General features: G+C 41.5%; 13 protein-coding genes and 1 pseudogene. 9 read left to right on the top strand and 5 right to left on the bottom strand.

From position 1 onward, the window contains the following. The first annotated feature begins 38 nt into the window (after window positions 1-38). From CFS04_RS03455 to nifJ, 3 genes are all read left to right on the top strand, one after another. Window positions 39-1,082: an alpha/beta hydrolase gene (locus tag CFS04_RS03455; RefSeq protein WP_088809221.1), complete on the top strand. Its 1,044-nt coding sequence runs from the start codon at window positions 39-41 to the stop codon at window positions 1,080-1,082. 188 nt (window positions 1,083-1,270) lie between these two features. Further along, window positions 1,271-2,116: a hypothetical protein gene (locus CFS04_RS03450; RefSeq protein ID WP_088809220.1), complete on the top strand. Its 846-nt coding sequence runs from the start codon at window positions 1,271-1,273 to the stop codon at window positions 2,114-2,116. A 152-nt stretch (window positions 2,117-2,268) separates the two neighbouring features. Continuing rightward, on the top strand, window positions 2,269-5,973 hold the full coding sequence (nifJ, locus tag CFS04_RS03445) for a pyruvate:ferredoxin (flavodoxin) oxidoreductase (RefSeq protein WP_088809219.1): 3,705 nt from the start codon (window positions 2,269-2,271) through the stop codon (window positions 5,971-5,973). A 14-nt stretch (window positions 5,974-5,987) separates the two neighbouring features. Here the strand turns inward: nifJ and CFS04_RS03440 are convergent, their stop codons facing one another. Then, window positions 5,988-6,548, bottom strand: a complete 561-nt coding sequence (locus CFS04_RS03440) for a GNAT family N-acetyltransferase (RefSeq protein ID WP_088809218.1) — start codon at window positions 6,546-6,548, stop codon at window positions 5,988-5,990. A 139-nt stretch (window positions 6,549-6,687) separates the two neighbouring features. Here CFS04_RS03440 and CFS04_RS03435 point away from each other — a divergent pair, with 139 nt between their 5' ends. After that, window positions 6,688-9,051, top strand: a complete 2,364-nt coding sequence (locus CFS04_RS03435; protein WP_088809217.1) for a cation-translocating P-type ATPase — start codon at window positions 6,688-6,690, stop codon at window positions 9,049-9,051. 232 nt (window positions 9,052-9,283) lie between these two features. Here CFS04_RS03435 and CFS04_RS03430 read toward each other — a convergent pair whose 3' ends face one another. The 4 genes from CFS04_RS03430 to psiE all read right to left on the bottom strand — a co-directional run bounded on the left by CFS04_RS03430 (window position 9,284) and on the right by psiE (window position 13,899). After that, complete coding sequence (locus CFS04_RS03430) at window positions 9,284-11,248, bottom strand: fructose-1,6-bisphosphatase (RefSeq protein WP_088809450.1); 1,965 nt, start codon at window positions 11,246-11,248, stop codon at window positions 9,284-9,286. Between the two features lie 106 nt (window positions 11,249-11,354). After that, window positions 11,355-12,407, bottom strand: coding sequence for a GGDEF domain-containing protein (locus CFS04_RS03425; RefSeq protein ID WP_088809216.1), 1,053 nt, complete (start codon window positions 12,405-12,407; stop codon window positions 11,355-11,357). 82 nt (window positions 12,408-12,489) lie between these two features. Beyond that, the gene (locus CFS04_RS03420; protein ID WP_088809215.1) at window positions 12,490-13,401 is read right to left on the bottom strand and encodes an AEC family transporter; all 912 of its coding nucleotides are present in this window, start codon (window positions 13,399-13,401) and stop codon (window positions 12,490-12,492) included. Between the two features lie 87 nt (window positions 13,402-13,488). After that, complete coding sequence (psiE, locus tag CFS04_RS03415; protein ID WP_088809214.1) at window positions 13,489-13,899, bottom strand: phosphate-starvation-inducible protein PsiE; 411 nt, start codon at window positions 13,897-13,899, stop codon at window positions 13,489-13,491. Between the two features lie 221 nt (window positions 13,900-14,120). Between psiE and CFS04_RS03410 the strand changes: the two are divergent. The 5 genes and pseudogenes from CFS04_RS03410 (at window position 14,121) to CFS04_RS03390 (ending at window position 20,117) form a co-directional block, all read left to right on the top strand. Continuing rightward, window positions 14,121-16,765: pseudogene (locus CFS04_RS03410) on the top strand (cation-translocating P-type ATPase). A 166-nt stretch (window positions 16,766-16,931) separates the two neighbouring features. Next, the gene (locus CFS04_RS03405) at window positions 16,932-17,270 is read left to right on the top strand and encodes a hypothetical protein (protein ID WP_088809213.1); all 339 of its coding nucleotides are present in this window, start codon (window positions 16,932-16,934) and stop codon (window positions 17,268-17,270) included. Window positions 17,271-17,338: 68 nt separating this feature from the next. Next, window positions 17,339-17,713 carry a RidA family protein gene (locus CFS04_RS03400; RefSeq protein WP_088809212.1) on the top strand — a complete coding sequence of 125 codons (375 nt, stop codon included), beginning with the start codon at window positions 17,339-17,341 and terminating at the stop codon, window positions 17,711-17,713. A gap of 260 nt (window positions 17,714-17,973) precedes the next feature. Beyond that, complete coding sequence (locus CFS04_RS03395; RefSeq protein WP_088809211.1) at window positions 17,974-19,392, top strand: amino acid ABC transporter substrate-binding protein/permease; 1,419 nt, start codon at window positions 17,974-17,976, stop codon at window positions 19,390-19,392. Continuing rightward, on the top strand, window positions 19,389-20,117 hold the full coding sequence (locus CFS04_RS03390) for an amino acid ABC transporter ATP-binding protein (protein ID WP_088809210.1): 729 nt from the start codon (window positions 19,389-19,391) through the stop codon (window positions 20,115-20,117). The genes CFS04_RS03395 and CFS04_RS03390 overlap by 4 nt, the downstream gene beginning before the upstream one ends. Window positions 20,118-20,318 lie beyond the last annotated feature (201 nt).

Raw genomic sequence — 20,318 nt, 5'->3', positions numbered from 1 at the left:
ACTTAGAAAGTAAATTACTGATTAGGAGATGAGCGCAATTGAAAAATACGTTGAAATGGATAGGCATCCTTGCTTTCGGCATTATTTTATTACCGCTTCTTGCTGTTTTATTTATCTATAAAAAAGCAGTTGGGAAACGCGATTACGATCCAAAAGTTTTGGATAATTTAGAAGAAGCTGCGCAAGATTACGTGAAAAAGAAGGCGCCACTTTCTGATGTGGATTCTCGTTATAAATACATTCGTCTTGCTGAAAAAGCGATTCCAGCAGCCAAACAAATTGAAATTGGCGACACGGAAGATAAAAAAATTGATGGACCAGGTGGGAAAATTCCACTGCGAATTTATACGCCACAAGAAGAAGGTCCATACGATATTATCATTTATTTCCACGGTGGTGGATTTATTACCGGTGGTCTGCAAACGCACGATACAATTGCTCGTAAACTTGTTCAAAAAACAGGCGCACGCGTTGTATCGGTAGATTATCGTTTGGCACCAGAAAATCCTTTCCCAGCAGCTATTGAAGATGCTTACGCGACACTTCTTTGGGCGGCTAGCCATAAGACGAGCTTGCGAAACAAAACAGGGCAACTCATTGTGGCCGGCGATAGCACAGGCGCAAACATTGCGGCAGTTGTAGCCCAGCTTGCTAAAGCGAAAGGACAGCCAGAAATCAGCAAGCAAATTTTACTTTATCCGGCTACGGATATCTTTAGTCGTGATGCTTCTGTTTTATACCCATCGATGGATGAATTTAGTGAGGGGTATGTACTTACGAAAGAATCGCTCGACAAGTATTTTAAACTATACTTACGGAATGCGACTGACCGGAAATATGATCCGCTTGTAGCGCCAATTCGTAGCAAAGATTTAAGCGGCTTGGCGAAAACATTCCTCGTGACGGCGGAGTACGACCCGCTTCGTGACCAAGGTGAGGCTTACGCCAAAAAATTAAAAGACGCTGGCGTACCAGTTTTCGCCAAACGTCTTGAAAAAGTTCCGCATGATTTCATGAACACGGAAACTGCTGCGGCAGAAGAAACATACGAATTAATTCAAGAGTTTTTGGAAGAAAAATAAACATGACGAACGACCTGCTATTTATATGCGGGTCGTTTTTTTGTTTGCCAAGAGTTCAATAAAGTGTCGAAAATATACACAAAAACTCACTATTTAATTGAAATATCTAGAATTATTCACAAAAATGTCGAAATTATACTTATTTCTGTTTGGTATAATAAAAGTAAATAGAAAAGGGAGAGGGTAAAATGAAAAATAATATAGCTGGTTTGTTAGATTCGAATGTAAATGAGGTTGTTACAGAAGAGATGTTAATTAAAGAAAATTTGCTTAGGTTTACAGATATATCAATTCAACTAAGCAACATTTCTTATTTGTTTTCGGGAAAGAAGAAGTTTAAAATACCTATTGTTATGATTATCTTTATACTCATTTCATTAATTTTACTTTTTACAGTTCCTATCGTAGGCGTTATTCTAACGGGTATTTCAGCTTTTTATGTGTGGACTATATATAATAATTATACAAGTAGCAAGCAGTACCTAACTTTATACTTGAATTCAGGACAGGTTTATCAAATCCACTTTAATAGCCGAGAATTTTTAGAGCAAGTGCGAGATGCAGTTGAATTTGCTTTTAATAATAATAATGCTTATTACGATATCAATATTGAGAAGCAGACCATTGAAAATGGAGATAAATATTCTATAACGAGTAAACATGCAAATATAAATTCGCACAATAAAAATAGCTTCAATGATTCATCTGTTAATGTGAAAGATACACATGGAAGTACAATTCAAGGTGCGATAAGTGGAAATGACAATAGAACTTCAAATACTATAAATAAAGAGACAAGTTATAATTGGAAAGAGATTCAAGCGGAATTAAAAAAAGTGATTGAGGCAATTAAAATTGATTCGGAAGTTAAAAAGGCTAGTCTGGAAGCTTTAAAAGCAGCAAACCAACAAAATGAAAAAGAATTTGTTGCTGTTGTGAAAAATAATAAGACGGTCTTTTTATCTGAGTTATTCCAAAATATTGTTAGCCAATCTTTGGCTCAAGTCATAACATATACAATGGGGATACGTTAAAATAAAAAAGAGCAAACTACGAAATTTAAGTTTGCTCTTTTTTAGCTATTCATTTTAAAAACAGGAAAAAATGCCAATTGAGCCTTGGGCTAAACTGGTGTACAATGATATGATAAAGTTTGAACAAAAAATTAGAGACTGGAAGTGCAATCATGCGAAAACAAAAAACAATGGACGGAAACACAGCTGCGGCCTATGTTTCCTATGCGTTTACTGAAGTTGCCGCAATCTATCCAATCACGCCAAGCTCAACAATGGCAGAGCTCGTAGACGAGTGGTCATCTGCTGGTAAGCAAAACTTATTTGGGGAAAAAGTAAAAGTAGTTGAAATGCAATCAGAAGCAGGAGCGGCTGGAACCGTTCACGGCTCATTACGCGCCGGAGCTTTAACTAGTACGTATACGGCTTCGCAAGGGCTTTTACTGATGATTCCAAACATGTATAAAATAGCTGGTGAATTACTGCCAACTGTCTTCCATGTTTCCGCGCGAACGATTTCCGCTGCATCGTTGAACATTTTCGGGGACCATAGCGATGTCATGGCGGCCAGACAAACCGGCTTTGCAATGCTCGCAGAAGGCTCTGTGCAGGAAGTCATGGACTTATCAGCAGTCGCGCACCTCGCCACATTAAAAGGTCGCCTGCCATTTATGAACTTTTTCGACGGCTTCAGAACGAGCCACGAACTACAAAAAATCGAAGTGCTCGAATACGAAGAACTAAAAGCACTTTTGGACGAAAGTTCCCTCGCCGAATTTCGCGAACGAGCAATGTCACCCAATCGTCCTACAACGTCTGGATCCAACCAAAACCCAGATATTTTCTTCCAGCAACGTGAAACCGTCAATCAGTATTACGAGAAAATTCCTACAATCGTACGTGATTATATGAACGAAATTAACGCGCTACGTGGAACGAATTATGATTTGGTCAATTATTACGGAGACAAAGAAGCGACGGACGTTATCGTTTCGATGGGCTCTGTAACACCAGTTGTGGAACAAGTTATCGATCAGCTCATGCGGGAAGGGAAGAAAGTCGGCCTGCTAAATATTCGGCTGTATCGACCATTTCCAGCGGATGTTTTTTTAGAAAAAATGCCAAAAACAGTCGAACGTGTCGCAGTGCTTGATAGAACGAAGGAGCCAGGCGCTTCTGGTGAGCCGTTGTTACTAGACGTTCAAAGCGCGCTTTACGATGCGAAAGCTCGGCCGCTCGTCATTGGTGGGCGTTACGGTTTAGGTTCAAAAGATGTTACCCCAGACCAGATACTGGGCGTTTATTCGCACCTAAAAAGTGAGGCACCAAAACCACGGTTCACAATTGGGATTTTCGATGATGTGACGCATTTGTCGCTGCCGGCAATTGGAACGAAGGATTTGACGAATGAAAATACGTTCCAATGTAAATTTTTCGGATTTGGTTCTGATGGGACGGTTGGCGCGAATAAAGCGGCAATTAAAATCATTGGTGATAAGACGGATTTAAACGTGCAAGGCTATTTTTCCTACGACTCGAAAAAATCAGGTGGCTTGACCATCTCACATCTTCGGTTCGGCGAAAATAAAATTCGTTCGGCATATTTAATTTCCAAGCCGAATTTTGTTTCCTGCTCGTCGGCGTCTTACGTGAGCCAGTACGATTTACTTGATGGCTTAAAACCAGGCGGCACTTTCTTATTAAATACCGTTTGGGAAGGCGAACAACTTGAGCGGCATTTACCTGCCAAAATGAAGCGCTACATGGCGGAAAATGATATCCAATTCTATACGATAAATGCCATTAAAATCGCGGCGAATGCCGGGCTTGGACGTCGTATGAATACGGTCATGCAAACGGCCTTCTTTAAACTGACGAACATCTTGCCATTTGATGTGGCTTTCAGCGAACTGAAAGAATCTGCCATTCGCACCTACGGGAAAAAAGATATGGCGGTTGCAGAAAAAAATATTTGTGCCATGGACGACACGCTTACGCATTTAACCAAAGTAGAAATCCCTGCGTCTTGGAAAGCAGAAACTGAACAGCCTGCGCCTAGATATGCTGATAAACCGGCTTATGTGAAGCACATTTTAGAGCCCGTAAACCGTCTAGAAGGTGATTCGCTGTCGGTCGGTACGCTGATTGCAAACGGCATGGTGGACGGTAGCTACCCGCAAGGTACGGCGGCTTACGAGAAACGCGGTGTGGCGCTTGAAGTACCCGAATGGGTTTCAGAAAACTGCACGATGTGTAATGAATGTGCCTTCGTTTGTCCGCACGCGGCTATTCGCCCAGTTCTTGTGAATGAAGCGGAAAAAGAGGCGGCTCCGGCTGGATTTTTAACACGCGAAATGCGCGGCAAAGACGGTTTGAATTACCGCATTCAAGTGTCGCCAATGGATTGCACGGGCTGCAATTTGTGCGCGCACGCTTGCCCAGCGAAAGATAAGGCGCTTGTTATGAAGCCATTTGAAGAAATGACGGAAAAAGAAGCAGGCAATTGGGACTTCGCGATGACAGTTTCGCCGAAGAAAAACCCTGGCAAAAAAGAAACGCTTCCAGGCAGCCAATTTGAAAAGCCGCTACTTGAATTTTCAGGGGCATGTGCGGGTTGTGGTGAAACGCCTTATGTGAAGCTTCTGACGCAATTGTTTGGCGACCGTATGATGATTGCCAATGCGACAGGCTGCTCATCCATTTGGGGGGCATCAGCACCGGCGACGCCGTACACGGTGAACGCTGACGGGCACGGCCCCGCATGGGCAAATTCGTTGCTTGAAGATAATGCGGAATACGGATTTGGTATGCATCTCGCGAACAAGACGATGCGGGAGGCGCTCTTGCACGACGTTCTCGGAGTCCTCAAACAAGATACGCTTTCGGACAATCTCCGTTTGGCGCTCACAGAATGGCGGGACGGCATGCATGAAAGCGAAGGGACGCGAGAACGCGCGGAAAACTTACAACTGGCCCTTCTAGCAGAAATGAATGGTCAAAGAGAGCTTGAGTCGCTTTACGCCAAACGCGATTTATTCATAAAAAGATCGCAGTGGATGGTCGGCGGAGATGGCTGGGCTTATGATATCGGCTTTGGTGGTATCGATCACGTGCTTGCGTCTGGCGAAAATGTGAATATGCTCGTGATGGACAACGAAGTTTACTCGAATACGGGCGGGCAGTCGTCTAAGGCGACACCAATGTCGGCGCTCGCGAAATTTGCTAGTTCTGGAAAGCGTATGGGGAAAAAGGACCTCGGTTTTATGGCGATGAGTTACGGTAATGTGTATGTGGCTCAAGTGGCCATGGGGGCAAACAAAAAGCAACTTATCAAAGCTTTCCTTGAAGCAGAGCAATTTGATGGACCATCGCTCATCATCGCATATACGCCTTGTATCACTCACGGGATTTCAGCGGGCATGAAAACGATGCTAACGGAAACGGATATGGCGGTTTCATGCGGCTACTGGAATTTATATCGCTACAATCCAGAGCTCGTTGAAAAAGGAAAAAATCCGATGGTGATGGACTTTAAAAAACCAGATTTCGATCAGTTTTATGACTTTTTAAAACGTGAAACGCGATTTTCGGCGCTTTATAAGGCGAATCCAGACACAGCGCTTTCCATCTCGAATGCCACAAAGGAAGATGCACTGCGCCGCTTTAAGCGCTATGCAAACATGGCGGGGCTAGATACGGATAAAATTTTCGGCAAAAAAGAGGGCGAAGTAAAGAAAGAATCAAGCGCGGACGAACGCGCGGCTAGGAAACTTGCACGTGAAGCTGCTCGTTCTGAGGCACCAGTCGACCCTGAACGTGAAGCAAGACGACTAGCAAGAGAAGCGCGTAAAAAGGCGAAAATGGAGCAAGGAGAATAATAAAAAAGAGACCGCTATGAGCGGTCCTTTTTTGTTGCGATATAAAAGACAAGTGGGATTTTTTCGCCAGATTCGCTCAGGTCGAAATCGTTTAGGTCGTCGTTTCGCACAAAGTCGAGGCGTTCTAAAAGGCGAATGCTCGCGGTGTTGTGCGGGTTTGTGACCGCATATAATTGTTTAAAGCGGATGACATTAAAAGCATAATCCATCACAACAGTTAAAACTTCGGTCATGATTTTCTGCTTCCAAAATGCTGGTAGAAGTTCGTAACCGACGTCAGCCGATTCTTCTTCCAAACTAATATTCCACAAACAAATCGTCCCTAAAAAGGTGTGCGTTTTTTTATCTTCAATCACCCAATAAACCGATTTATTTTGAGCAATATTCGTTTTTATTTTTTTTATAAAAGTTTTCGTATCCTCCAAAGATTTATCGAGCGGAATACCCGTATATTTCGCGACTATAGCACTGCTCTTCAGCTCGAAAAGTGGCTGTATATCGGCATCTGTTAAAGCCCGCAAAATAAAGCGCTCTGTAAGTAAAACGGGGAATGGATTAAAATAAATTGGGTTCATATTTTCATCTCCTGTTTCGAATTAGTTAAAATATACCCTAAAAAAAGGGTCTTAGTTACGAAATTGTCACATTTTGTAAGTAAAATAAATGGATAGATTGCCGTCTTTCTGATATTTTTAAAGAAGAAAAGGGTATAAGATGAGAAAGGATGTGACGGATTTGGAAACAAACGAGCAAATAAACCATAGAAAAATAGATCCTCACGCCGGGTTAACCCTAGATGAAGTAAATGAGCGTGTTTTAGATGGACGAAAAAATAATCCCTTAAAACCAATGACTAGAAGTATTAAACGCATTTTTGCTGACAATACACTGACGCTTTTTAACTTAATCAATGTGACCATTGCGTGCTTTATTATTTACACAGGCAGTTATAAAAATCTCCTATTTCTAGGCGTTGCGCTCTGCAATACGGCGATGGGGATTTTTCAAGAAATTCGGGCTAAAAGGCAAGTAGATAAACTGACGATTTTGACGCAAGCCAAAGTAAAAGTTGTGCGTAGCGGCGTGGAAAATCTCGTCGAGCAGCCTGATTTAGTGCAAGACGACGTGATGGTACTAGCAGCAGGCGACCAAGTTTGCGCCGACGGAATTGTACTTGAAACAACTGGTCTTGAAGTAGATGAATCGCAACTTACGGGCGAAGCCGATGCCGTTCGAAAGACCGAAAACGATGAAATTATGTCCGGTAGCTTTATCATTAGCGGGCGCGCATACGTTCAGGCGACGGCAATTGGTGCGGAAAGCTTCATCTCCAAATTGTCACTGGAAGCGAAACAAGAAAAAACCGTTTATAGTGAGTTGCTTCGTTCGATTAAAACCATCATCAAAATTTTAACATTCATTATTATTCCGCTTGGACTAATTTTGTTTTTCTCACAACTCTCAAAAAGTGGCGATATAAATGCCTCTATTTTAGGCACCGCCGCCGCAATGATTGGCATGATTCCAGAAGGTCTCGTCCTATTAACTTCCATTGCGCTTGCAGTTGGCGTCATCAATTTGGCAAAGCATCGCGTTTTAGTGAAAACAATGCCTGCCATTGAAACGCTTGCGCGGGTAGATGTCCTTTGCCTCGACAAAACGGGGACCATTACAAACGGAAACCTAAATGTTACCGATGTTTTACCTGAACACAATTATACGGTAGCAGAAATGGATGAAGCCATCGCGGCAATTGTATATGCTTTAAACGATAACAATGCGACAAGCCTCGCACTCCAAAAAGCTTTTCCAAACAATCCGGGCTGGCAAGCCACAGAGAAAATCCCGTTTTCCTCCGATAGAAAATGGAGCGGTGCTACGTTCGGCCATCGCGGCACGTACATCATCGGAGCGCCAGAATTTGTCTTTCGGGAGATGCACCCGAAACACGCTGAAAAAGTGACAGCTTTTGCGGAAAAAGGATACCGCGTTTTATGTTTGGCTAAAAAGGCAGGCAGTTTCCAGGCGGAACCTACTGATTTGCAACTTGTTGGACATGTTTTAGTTGCCGATGAACTTCGGAATGAAGCGCGCGATACGTTTCGCTATTTTAAAGAACAGGGCGTATCCATTCGTGTGATTTCAGGTGATAATCCAGTCACCGTTTCAAACGTTGCGATGCAAGCTGAAATTGAAAATGGCGACCGCTTTATTGATATGAGCCGAGTAGGCGAAGGGGCTGATTTCGCGGAGCTCGTGCGGGAATTTACGGTTTTTGGCCGGGTGACGCCGCATCAGAAGAAACAGCTCATCTTAGCTTTCCAAAGCGAAGGACATACGGTAGCCATGACGGGTGACGGAGTAAATGATGTGCTTGCCCTTAAAGAATCGAATTGTAGTATCGCGATGGCAGAAGGTAGCGATGCAACAACGAGTGTCGCCGATTTTGTGCTATTAGATAATAATTTTGATTCCATGATTCACGTGCTAAAAGAAGGGCGCCGAGTGATTAATAACATTGAACGAGTGGCATCGCTTTATCTAATTAAAACGATTTATTCGGTTATTTTGACCATCATCTTCACGTTCGTCAACAGCAAATACCCGTTTCAGCCCATTCAGCTTAGCCCGATTTCATCGCTAACAGTCGGTATTCCGTCCTTTTTCTTAGCGATTAAGCCGAATTACAAACGTATTCAAGGTGAATTTTTAAAGAAAGTCTTGCACAATGCTTTCCCAGCCGCATTTGCTGTAGTAACGTATATCATCGTTACCATGCTACTCGGGCAACTTGTTCACCTTACATTTGAACAAACTTCGACGATTAATGTTCTTTTAACCGGAGCTGTATGTTTCACTACATTAATTACAGTTGCGAAGCCATTTGATTTTAAAATTAAAGTATTGATTACACTCTTGATGACAGCATTCGTTTGCCTGTTCTTATTCGCAGGACAATTCTTCTCACTTGCACCAATTTGGAATGTGAGCATGGCAATGATTTATGTACCACTCCTCATTAGCGTGTACCCATACTTCCATTTTATTCGAGCCTTTATGTTACGATTTTTCAAATAAAAAAAACGCGTCCGGAAAAAGACGCGTTTTTGTTTATCTAAAATCTGTGGGTATTTTAGATAAAAAGGGATGTATGAATAGATAATCTTTTTATAAAAAGGACTAACTACTCTTATCATTATAATAGATTTTTCAAAAGATGCACCTAAAATTTTTAGGTTTTACAGTTTAAAAGTCCGTTAAGTATTGATAATATTAGGTTTTTCAAATTGTGAAAGTTTTATGACGAAATTTAAAAGGCACCTCGTTCGTGTAAATGCCCCTTGCGATACGCTTCTAATAGACATTTTAAATCATTTGCTTGTTGCTTTAAATCTTTCCCAATATCCGTATCTGAAACACGCTTTCGCTTCGTTTCCGTTTCAATGACTTTCCGCGTTGATAAAATATCCGTTTCCTTTTGAATGGCCTCCTCAGTTGTCGTAAATGGCTGATGGCGCACAAGTTGTAAGCCATAGCTATTGTATAAAAGTGTATAACCAGCAAGCCCAGTTGTTTTGTGATACGCTTTTGAAAATCCGCCGTCGATCACAATCATTTTGCCGTTCGCTTTAATCGGACTTTCGCCGCGACCTTCCTTAACCGGCGTATGGCCGTTAATAATGTGCCCCGCATCCGCGTCAAGCCCAAATTCACGCAAAATTTGTTTGCAAATCGCTTCGTCATTCCGCTGCTTATAATATGGATTTTTTTCTTCCAAATGCGTTTCTTTATCCGCCACAAAATAACGCTCAAACGTTGTCATTTCACTTTTGCCAAACAAAGAAGAAACCGCCCCAGTCCACAAATACCAAACCACATCTAACGCATATTTTTTTTCTTTATGATGAAAAGGGAGAAAGTAAGCTTCACGCGCTAAATGTTCAAACTGGACGAACAAGTCTTTTCCGGCGTATTTTTTCCCCTTAAGAGTAAGAGCCATGAAGCGACCGTCTTTTTCGAGCGGAATGCAGCCGTGATAAAGCAGGTTGCCGTTGTAAGTCAGAAACATGCTACCTTTCGCGTATAAAAACTGCACGTGCTCTTGCAAACGCTCACAGTTGCGAAACGAGGCGACAAGCTTCCGGACGATGTCTTGCTCCGCTTCCGTCAGGGCGTAAGGATTTTGTGCATCAATTGTCGGGAAATGGCTGTCTAAAAGGGGATATTCCTTTCCTTTCAAGCGAACCGTCCCGCGGTCAAAATCAATCAACTCCAAAATCCGCCTAGACTCCATCGCAAATTCAGGGTGGCGTGCGATAATCGGTCCTTCAAGTTTAAACTGAATAATCGAAATGGCCTTGTGCATTCTAGCAATTTGCGCAATCTCGGCGTGACTAAACTCATTTTCGCCTTCGTTTTTAGGCTGAAAAGCCGTACAAGAATCAGTCCCATAAATTTCATCAGCAAACAAAGCGAGCGGGCGAAGCGAAATCCCGTAACTATCCTCTAAAATATCCAAATTTAAATAACGCGCTGAAATCCGCACCACATTGGCCAAGCAAACCTCCGAACCAGACGCCGCCCCCATCCAGAGCATATCATGATTGCCCCACTGGAAATCAAGCGAATGATAGTCCATCAGCGCATCCAAAATTTTATCCGGATAAGGTCCGCGGTCATAAACATCACCGACCACATGCAAATGGTCCACAACAAGCCGCTGAATCAGCTTGGAGAGCGCCACAATAAATTCCCGCGCCCGGTCTAACGCAATGATGCTTTGAATAATTTCCGCATAATAAAGCTCCTTATCGTCCCCGTCATAATTTTCATGCAACAGCTCCTCCAATATGTAAGCAAAATCCGCCGGCATCGCCTTCCGCACCTTCGACCGCGTGTACTTGGAAGACACATACTGACACAGTTCAATTAACTTAAAGAGCGTTTCTTTGTAGAAAAAATTAGGGTCTTCCTGTTCCGCTAAAAGCAAATCTAATTTCTGCTCCGGATAATAAACAAGTGTCGCAAGCCGCCCAGTTTCCTCCTCCGAAAGTTCCGGAAACACATCGCGAATTTTCCGTTTGACGACCCCAGAACCATTTCGTAAAACTTGCAAAAACGCGCTATATTCGCCGTGAATATCACTTAAAAAATGCTCCGTCCCTTTTGGCAAATTTAAAATTGCTTCCAAATTAATGATTTCCGTGGCCGTTTTCGCAATTGTTGGATAGCTTTTCGCCAGTAAATTTAAATATTTCAAATTAGCCGGTTCCAAAAACATCAACCTCCCAAAATTGGTATGCATCGTAATGTTGCTATTATATCTTTTAATCAATTTTATATCAATGAATTGGGTTCGGGTGTGTTTTGATTGGTATATATCAAAATTTATTCGCTTTATCTTTATACAAGGCTTTATCTGCAATCCGGTAAAGTTTTTCCAGAGAATCGGCCGCAAAAGAATTAACGTAGCCAACAGACGTTGAAAAATGAATAAACTCATCATTCGGCAGTTCAACTTGAATGGTGGCCATCTCTTTTTTTAGCTGTCTTGTTACGTTTTCAGGATTAAACAGGGCATCGCTCGCAACGATTACTGCGAATTCATCGCCGCCAAGTCGGTAGGCGTGACGTGGATAAAGTTCATCAAGCTTTTCCGCGAATAGCTTCAGCGCCAAGTCACCAATATCGTGACCATACACATCATTAATTTTCTTAAAATGATTAATATCCAGCAAAAATAAATAGAATTTTTTATGCCCAAAAAGGCTTTCCAATTTTGTTGTAAACATATAGCGATTCTCAATTTTGGTTAAAAAATCGATTTTTGATGTGCGTTCAAAAAAGTTCATTTTCTTCCCGAGCGCTGTAAGATCCGTGACGATGTAGAAATACGTAAAAACACCGAGCAAAATATAAATCATAATTTCAATGATGACTTGGAAACTAATTTGCGGCGCAATAAGCAGTCCGCTCACGACTAAAGGAACGATGGTGATGGAAAAAATAATATAAAGCTGCACGAAATTAGTTTTCTTTCGTATCAAAGGGGCCGCAATTAGTTGGGCGATACCTATGCCTAGGTAGACGAACATGAAGATGACGGCAATCTCGCTTTCCCCAAAAAGAAGGCGTTCAAAAGAAGTAAACATCGACGTTAAAAATGCGGATACGCCGCCGAAATAATAGGCGTTTAGCAAAATGAACACCCAAATTAAGTTTAGTGTTCTGGAACCTTCGACGATGATGGAGAAATTCATTAGGATAAAGCCAAAAAGGCCCCCGAAGAGGCTTGAAATAATGCGAATCGACCATGTGGGCGCTCCCTCAAACTGGAATTTCATGAGACGTGCAAGTAGAAAATAAGCAAATACGACTACGGATACATTGGCAAAAGCATAACTCACAACTTTAGAAATGTTCCAAATATCCATTCCATCACCTCCACTTCTTCATCTTAGGGGAGATAGATTTTTACGTCAATTGAAGCGACCTCAGACGGGGCGGCGCGAAAAATTATCCGACAAATTGAATAAGAGCTAACACAATTGGCAGTGTGACAATGCTTAGGACGGTACTAATGAATGTGGCGCTTGAAACTAAATCAGGTTTCGTATCAAATTGTACAGCCATTAACGTTGTATTCGCAGCAGTTGGCATCGCCGCAAGCAAAATCATAATTTGCTTCGTCATCGTGTCGACAGGCAGGAATAAGGTCAAAAGAAAAGCGATAACAGGCGAAAGTAGCAAGCGAATAGAAAGCGCAAGGCCAACTTTTAAAAGCTCAATTCGGCGGAACGAAATAACCGCAAGCTGCATGCCAAGAACAATCATAATCGTTGGAATAGCCGCATTACCTACTAAATCGATACAGGTTAAAAGGGGGGCTGGAAGCGTAATATGAGCAAGCTGCAAAAAAAGACCGATGAGCGCCCCGTATGCAATCGGCATGCGCACAACGCGCTTTAGCACGATTTTATAACTGCTTACGTCAGCACTTCCTTTCGCCGCATAATAAATCCCAATTGTACTCATGGCGAGCTGTTGCAGAACCATTAAAATAACAGCAATATGTAATCCAGTAGCTCCAAAAACAAGCAGTACAACAGGCGTGCCGTAATTTCCGTTGTTCATAAAGGCACTAGCTAAAATAAGCGCACAGCGGTCGCGTACCGAATAGCCCATTATTTTTGAGAGAATTGTGACAATGAGAATTAAAGCGAGGCAAAGCACAAAAATATAAACTGCTAAATAGGCATAATCAATAGTAATAGGATTTTTATAAAAGGTACCTAATGCTAAAAATGGCGACATCAAATAAAGTGTCAATTTGGATAGATTTGGAATGTCGAAATGAAGGAGCTTTTGCCCAATAAAACCGATTGCGAAAATTCCGAATACGGGCAGCAAAATAAGGATAAATGACATGTACAACGCTTCTTTCTATGTATAAATTAAATGGCGCCTAACGTATACGCTTTGCTAGTTAGGCGCCTAGTTCAAAACATGAGTGTTTTATTCGCGTTTTAATAATTTTGTATTGGCGAGATAAAGCGCCCCAACAAGTAGCAAAATGGCACCTGCTAAAATAAACGTCGCGAAAGCGTCTGAGTGATCAACGATAATGAGGCGGACAATCGCCGTAATACCAATGTAAATAAAATAACGTAGTGGAAAATGGTAGCCCGTTTGAAAATATTTAATAATTAGCGCAATGAATTCAAAATAGAGGAAGAAAACTAAAACATCTTCCATTATTTCGTAATAAGCAGAACTTGAATGGGATGAAAAAAGATTGGTGAAAATGAGCCAAGCTTCGCTAATCAGAAACGCGACGAGCGTTAAGCCAACGAAAATTAGACATAAATTCAGCATGGCTTGCAGAAAAATAGGTACATAACGGTTTATTTTTTCTAAAATTTTCATAGCGCACCTCCTCTTTTAGTGTATCAAATGCGGTGCCGCTTGACTAGTTCGTAGTGAGTCGCTTGTTTTCGCATTTTGTCACGCCTCTTCATTTCTTGTATGCTTTAAACCCTAACATTTTGGGTAAATAATGTTAAGATTTTGTAAATCGTAATAAAGTTTACGTGTCGTCCTGTTATACTTAAAAGGTATTGTTATTTTGGAAGGAGCTGTTTTTACCTGTGGAATTTTACCGAGAAACAACGGAAGCAACATTAAAAGCACTAGACGCAACAGACAAAGGCTTAACAAATTCTTCCGTTTTGGAACGCCAAGCCAAATATGGGCTAAATGAATTGAAACAGAAGGAAAAAGATCCACTTTGGAAACTTTTTTTAGAAACGTTTAAGGATCCGATGGTCATCGTGCTAGTTGCGGCGGCATTAGTCCAACTTGTTTTGGGCGAAATTATGGAATCTGTCATTATTTTTGTCGTTTTAATTGTCAATTCTATTATTAGTGTTGTACAAACTAGAAAAGCGGAAAGCTCGCTTGATGCGCTGCGTGAAATGTCTGCCCCTCAGCAAAAGTTATTCGCGATGGTGAAAAACAGACGATTCACGCAAATGAATTGGTCCCAGGCGACATCGTGTTACTAGATGCAGGGGATTTTGTTCCAGCAGATGGCAGATTGCTTGAAAGCGGAACGCTAAAAGTCGATGAAGGCATGCTGACGGGGGAATCAGAAACCGTTGAAAAAGCAGTTGCTGTCATCGAGGAAGAAGTCGGCTTAGGAGACCGTATTAATATGGTTTTCAGCGGCTCACTCGTTACATATGGACGTGGTTTGTTTGTCGTGACAGGAACAGCTGGGCAAACCGAAATCGGAAAAATTGCCGGTTTACTAGAAACGGCCGAAGCGAAACAAACACCACTTCAACAAAAATTAGAAAGTTTTAGTAAAAAACTAGGTTTTGCGATTTTAGCGCTTTGTATTCTGATCTTCGCTGTAGAAGCTTCACGCGTCTTTTTTGGCGGAAGCGATGGCGTCGATTTAACGCAAGCGATTTTAAATGCCTTCATGTTTGCGGTAGCGGTGGCAGTTGCTGCCATTCCAGAGGCGCTTTCATCGATTGTCACGATTGTGCTTGCGGTTGGGACGAACAAAATGGCAAAGCAACATGCGATTATTCGGAAGCTGCCTGCTGTTGAGACGCTAGGTTCGACCAGTGTGATTTGTACGGATAAAACGGGTACGCTTACGCAAAATAAAATGACGGTCGTCGATTATTATTTACCTGATGGCACAAAAGAGAACTTTCCTGACTCGCCTGAAAACTGGACGGAAGGGGAGCGCCGTCTTATTCACATCGCCGTTCTATGTAATGACTCAAATATCAATGAAGAGGGCATGGAACTAGGTGATCCGACAGAAGTCGCTTTAATTGCGTTCAGCAATAAGAAAAATAAAAATTACAATGAAATCCGCGAAGCCTTTATTCGCGAAGGAGAAATTCCGTTTGATTCGGACCGAAAATTAATGTCAACGGTGCACACGTTTGGCGACCATAAAGCGATGCTTACAAAAGGTGGCCCGGATGTGATGTTTAGCCGTGCAAAATACGTGTTTAAAGACGGCGAGGAAGTTGAAATCACGGACGAAATTTTAACGGAGTTGCAAAATGTTAATGAGGAATTTTCCAATCAAGCTTTACGCGTGCTAGCATACGGCTACAAGCGTTTAGCGCCTGAACAAGTGGACATTTCGCTTGAAGATGAGTATGACATCGTGTTAGTCGGCTTAACGGCGATGATTGATCCACCACGTGAAGCGGTTTATGGCTCGATTGAGGAAGCGAAAAAAGCAGGCATCCGCACGGTCATGATAACTGGTGACCATAAAACAACTGCCCAAGCCATTGGGCGTGACATCGGTTTAATGGACGAAACGGATTTTGCAGTTACCGGGCAAGAACTCGATGCTATGAGTGAGCAAGAATTGGAAGGAAAGCTGGAACATATTGCGGTTTATGCGCGCGTTTCGCCGGAAAATAAAATCCGCATTGTGAAAGCTTGGCAGAAGAAAAACAAAATTACCGCGATGACTGGCGACGGGGTGAATGATGCGCCGGCACTTAAACAAGCGGATATTGGTGTGGCGATGGGAAGCGGAACGGATGTCGCAAAAGATGCTTCTGCAATGATTTTAACCGATGACAATTTTGTCTCTATTGTAGATGCGGTAAGCGTTGGGCGAACTGTTTTTGACAATATTAAAAAAGCTATTGGCTACTTGTTTGCAGGGAATCTAGGCGCGATTATTGCCATTTTATTTGCGCTTATTGTAGACTGGATTAATCCTTTTACCGCGCTACAGCTCTTGTTTATCAATTTGGTCAATGATTCACTTCCAGCGATTGCGCTTGGAATGGAAAAACCTGAGCCAGATGTGATGAAACGGAAGCCGCGTAACATTGATGAAGGCATTTTTGCAGGTGGGACTATGCGTGCGGTTGTTACAAGAGGGACGTTAATTGGGGTGGCTGTTATCATTTCGCAATTTATTGGGCTGGGAGATAGTCCTGAAATGAGTGTTGCCATGGCTTTTACAACTTTAATTTTAGCAAGGACGCTTCAAACGTTTGCAGCACGTTCAAATACACAGACGGCTTTCGGGGCGGGATTTTTCAGCAATAAATATGTATTATTAGCGGTTTTAACGTGCTTTGTCCTCTACATCGTTACGGTGTTACCGGGTGCGCGTGAAATTTTCTCTATTCCGGAGAGCTTCGGCTGGAGTGAATGGGTTGTAGCAGCAGGTTTAGCACTTCTTTCTGTTATTTTAATGGAAGTTGTTAAGCTTATAGCAAACAAAATAAGCAAATAATCTTTTCGTAGCAATCGGGGGCGCAGAACCAGATTGCTACTTTTTTACTTAAAATGTGTATATTTCGCACATCTTCAATGTGAACGTTCATGAAAATGTCACAGATTTTCTTTAGCTTTCGTGATAGACTAAAAGAGTGAATGAAGAACATAGGAGGTTGGATTTTGTGCATAGAGAAAAAATAGCTAAATTGCAAGACAAAGAAGAGCAACTTGAAAAAGCTTTACTGCACATCAGAGCGGAACAAGAAAGAATTATTTTACTTCTAAAAAATCCGAATGATTATGATGTGCAATTAAGTACCGAAATGAAAGAACTTACCGAAATAAATGAGCTGAAGAAGGTAATTAACGAATTACGCGATCGAAGCTTGCAAAATTTGGAAGAGCAAATCAAGCATTGTATCGTAACTTGCCACGAACAGCTTCTTGCGGAAGAACATCAAATTGGGCGCAAGCTCTATCAATTGCAGCTTGAAAAACAGTTGCTACTATCAACTGTTTAAGTGAATCTATTGAAAAATAATTTTAATTCGATTAAGATGGTGGAAATACAAAAAATGGGGGAGAGCTTATGAAAGAAAAAGTGCATAGTGAAAAAGCACCTAAAGCAATTGGTCCTTATTCGCACGCTGTAAAAACAAATGGTTTCATTTTTACCTCGGGCCAAATTGGCATAGATCCATCAACGGGAAATTTGCGAGAAGACATTGTGAGTCAGACGAAACAAGTTTTTCAAAACCTTGCAAATGTACTAGAAGAAGCAGGATCAAGCCTAGATAAAGCCGTAAAAGTTACCGTATTTCTAAAAGACTTACAAGATTTTCAAAAAGTAAATGAAATTTATGCGACATATTTTACAGGAGTTTTCCCTGCTAGAAGTGCTTTTCAAGTAGCAGCACTTCCAGTAGATGCGCTTGTCGAAATTGAAGTTGTCGCTGAAGTGTAGTCATTTTTAAAAATTGCACCACATTATGTGAGGTGCAATTTTTTTATGTTCTTTAGTAGAATAAGTTTATTTATCTCATTTTACCCCCGAATAAAGAGATTTTAAAACCTAACATAGAATTGTGATATACAAAAACTTATCACAAATAATTATGGTCAATAACGTTCCCTTATGGTAAAATTCTAAAAGTGAAAAGTTTTTCAACTTAGCCTAAAGCTTCCAACAGTCATTTGTTACACAAGGGAGGATATGAGGATATAATGAAACGAATTAAAGTTTTGTTACCTATTCTATTCGTATTTGCATTCGTGTTCAGTGGTTTTCTAACACCAGCGCATGCTGCGGATGTCGATTATGAGATTGCAACGGACGAAACTTTCGCGCCGTTTGAATTCCAAAATAAAAAAGGTGAACTGATTGGGATTGATATGGATATCCTAAAAGCAGTCGCGAAAGACCAAGGTTTTACATATACAGTTAAACCAATGGGCTTCAATGCAGCCGTTCAAGCGCTTGAAGGAAATCAAGTAGACGGCGTTATTGCTGGTATGAGTATCACAGACGAACGCAAACAGAAGTTTGATTTCTCAGACCCATATTTCGATTCCGGTGTAGTCATGGCAATTAAAAAAGACAATGACGACATCCAATCGTACAAAGACTTAAAAGGACAAAAAGTAGCCGTTAAAACAGGTACGGAAGGCTATGCTTTTGCAGAAAAAAATAAAGACAAATATGGCTACACGCTAGTACCATTTGATGATTCCGCAAGTATGTACGAGGACGTTAAAACCGGCAATTCAGCCGCTGCGTTTGATGACTACCCCGTACTTGCCTACGGTGTCAAAGTGGGTAACGGTCTAAAAATCGTAACTGAAAAGGAAAGCGGCGCTCAGTACGGATTTGCCGTGAAAAAAGGTCAAAACCCCGAATTGCTCGCGAAATTTAACCAAGGTTTAACAAACATTCGTGCAGACGGAACATACGATGAGATTTTAGATAAATACATCGGCTCTGATGTTGAGAAAGATTCGTTTTGGGACACGCTCATGGCGAGCATGCCAGCGTTACTTCTAGGGCTTTGGAATACGATTAAATTAACCTTTATTTCGCTGTTTTTTGCTGCACTACTAGGACTTCTCTTCGGTTTCTTGAAAGTAAGTCGCAGTAAATTCTTACGAGGTATTGCAACGGTTTACGTAGATATTTTCCGAGGCATTCCGCTTATCGTACTCGCATTCTTCATCTACTTCGGAATTCCACAAGCATTTGGCTTTAAAATGGATCCGAACTTGGCGGCCGTGTTGACACTCAGCTTGAACGCCGGAGCATATATTACGGAAATTATTCGCGGTGGTATTTTAGCTGTCGACAAAGGACAAATGGAAGCAGCACGCTCGCTAGGTATCCCGTACGGAAAATCGATGATGAAAATCATTTTACCGCAAGCGGTGCGCGTCATGGTTCCAAGCTTCATCAATCAATTCGTAATCACATTGAAAGATACATCTATCATGAGCGTCATCGGAATTGTTGAACTGACACAATCAGGTAAAATCATTATTGCCCGCACATTTGAAACATCAGGAATTTGGTTAGTTGTCGCGATCATGTACCTCATCGTCATCACGCTACTCACTAAACTCTCTAATGTGCTTGAAAGGAGACTTTCAAAATGACGAAATTAAAAATAACAGCTTTAAAAAAGAGTTTCGGAAATAACGAAGTACTAAAAGGAATTGACCTTGAAGTAGCAGAAGGCGAAGTCGTGTGTGTGATTGGTCCTTCTGGTTCTGGAAAAAGCACTTTTTTACGTTGCATGAATCAATTAGAAGAAATCAACAGCGGTAAAATTGTCGTGGATGATTTTGATTTAACCGACAAACAAACCGACATTAATAAAGTGCGCGAAAACATCGGCATGGTTTTTCAACACTTCAATTTATTCCCACATAAAACCGTGCTAGAAAATATTACATTCGCCCCCGTCGAATTGAAAAAGAAAACGAAAAGTGAAGCAGAAACGTTAGGGCGTGACTTACTCAACCGTGTTGGCCTATCTGACAAAGAAACAAGCTATCCAAGTCAACTATCAGGTGGACAAAAACAACGTGTGGCGATTGCGCGAGCACTTGCCATGAATCCCGACATCATGCTGTTTGATGAGCCCACTTCAGCCCTTGACCCAGAAATGGTCGGGGAAGTGCTAAATGTAATGAAAGATTTGGCAAAAGAAGGTATGACCATGCTCGTAGTCACACACGAAATGGGCTTCGCACGTGAAGTCGGCGACCGGGTAATCTTCATGGACGGTGGTTACATTGTAGAAGAAGGAAAGCCAGAAGCCATTTTCGATTCACCGCAACATGAACGTACGATTAGTTTTCTTGATAAGGTTCTATAAAAGATTGGTGCAAGCACCAATCTTTTTTTTGTCAAAAAAGCTTAATGATTAGAATAGATTTCCATATAAAATTCGTTTTTTAATCGCTTTCTTTAAAAAATGGTAATTTATTTTACGTGAAAATACAAAATAGGGCTATTTTTATGTTTACATTTATGGTAAAGTGAGAATAAAGAGAGAAAGATGTGAATGAAAACTTAT

The organism is Listeria sp. ILCC796 (assembly GCF_900186175.1).
GTDB classification, from domain to species: domain Bacteria; phylum Bacillota; class Bacilli; order Lactobacillales; family Listeriaceae; genus Listeria; species Listeria goaensis.
This window is presented reverse-complemented; position numbering and strand designations above follow the sequence as displayed.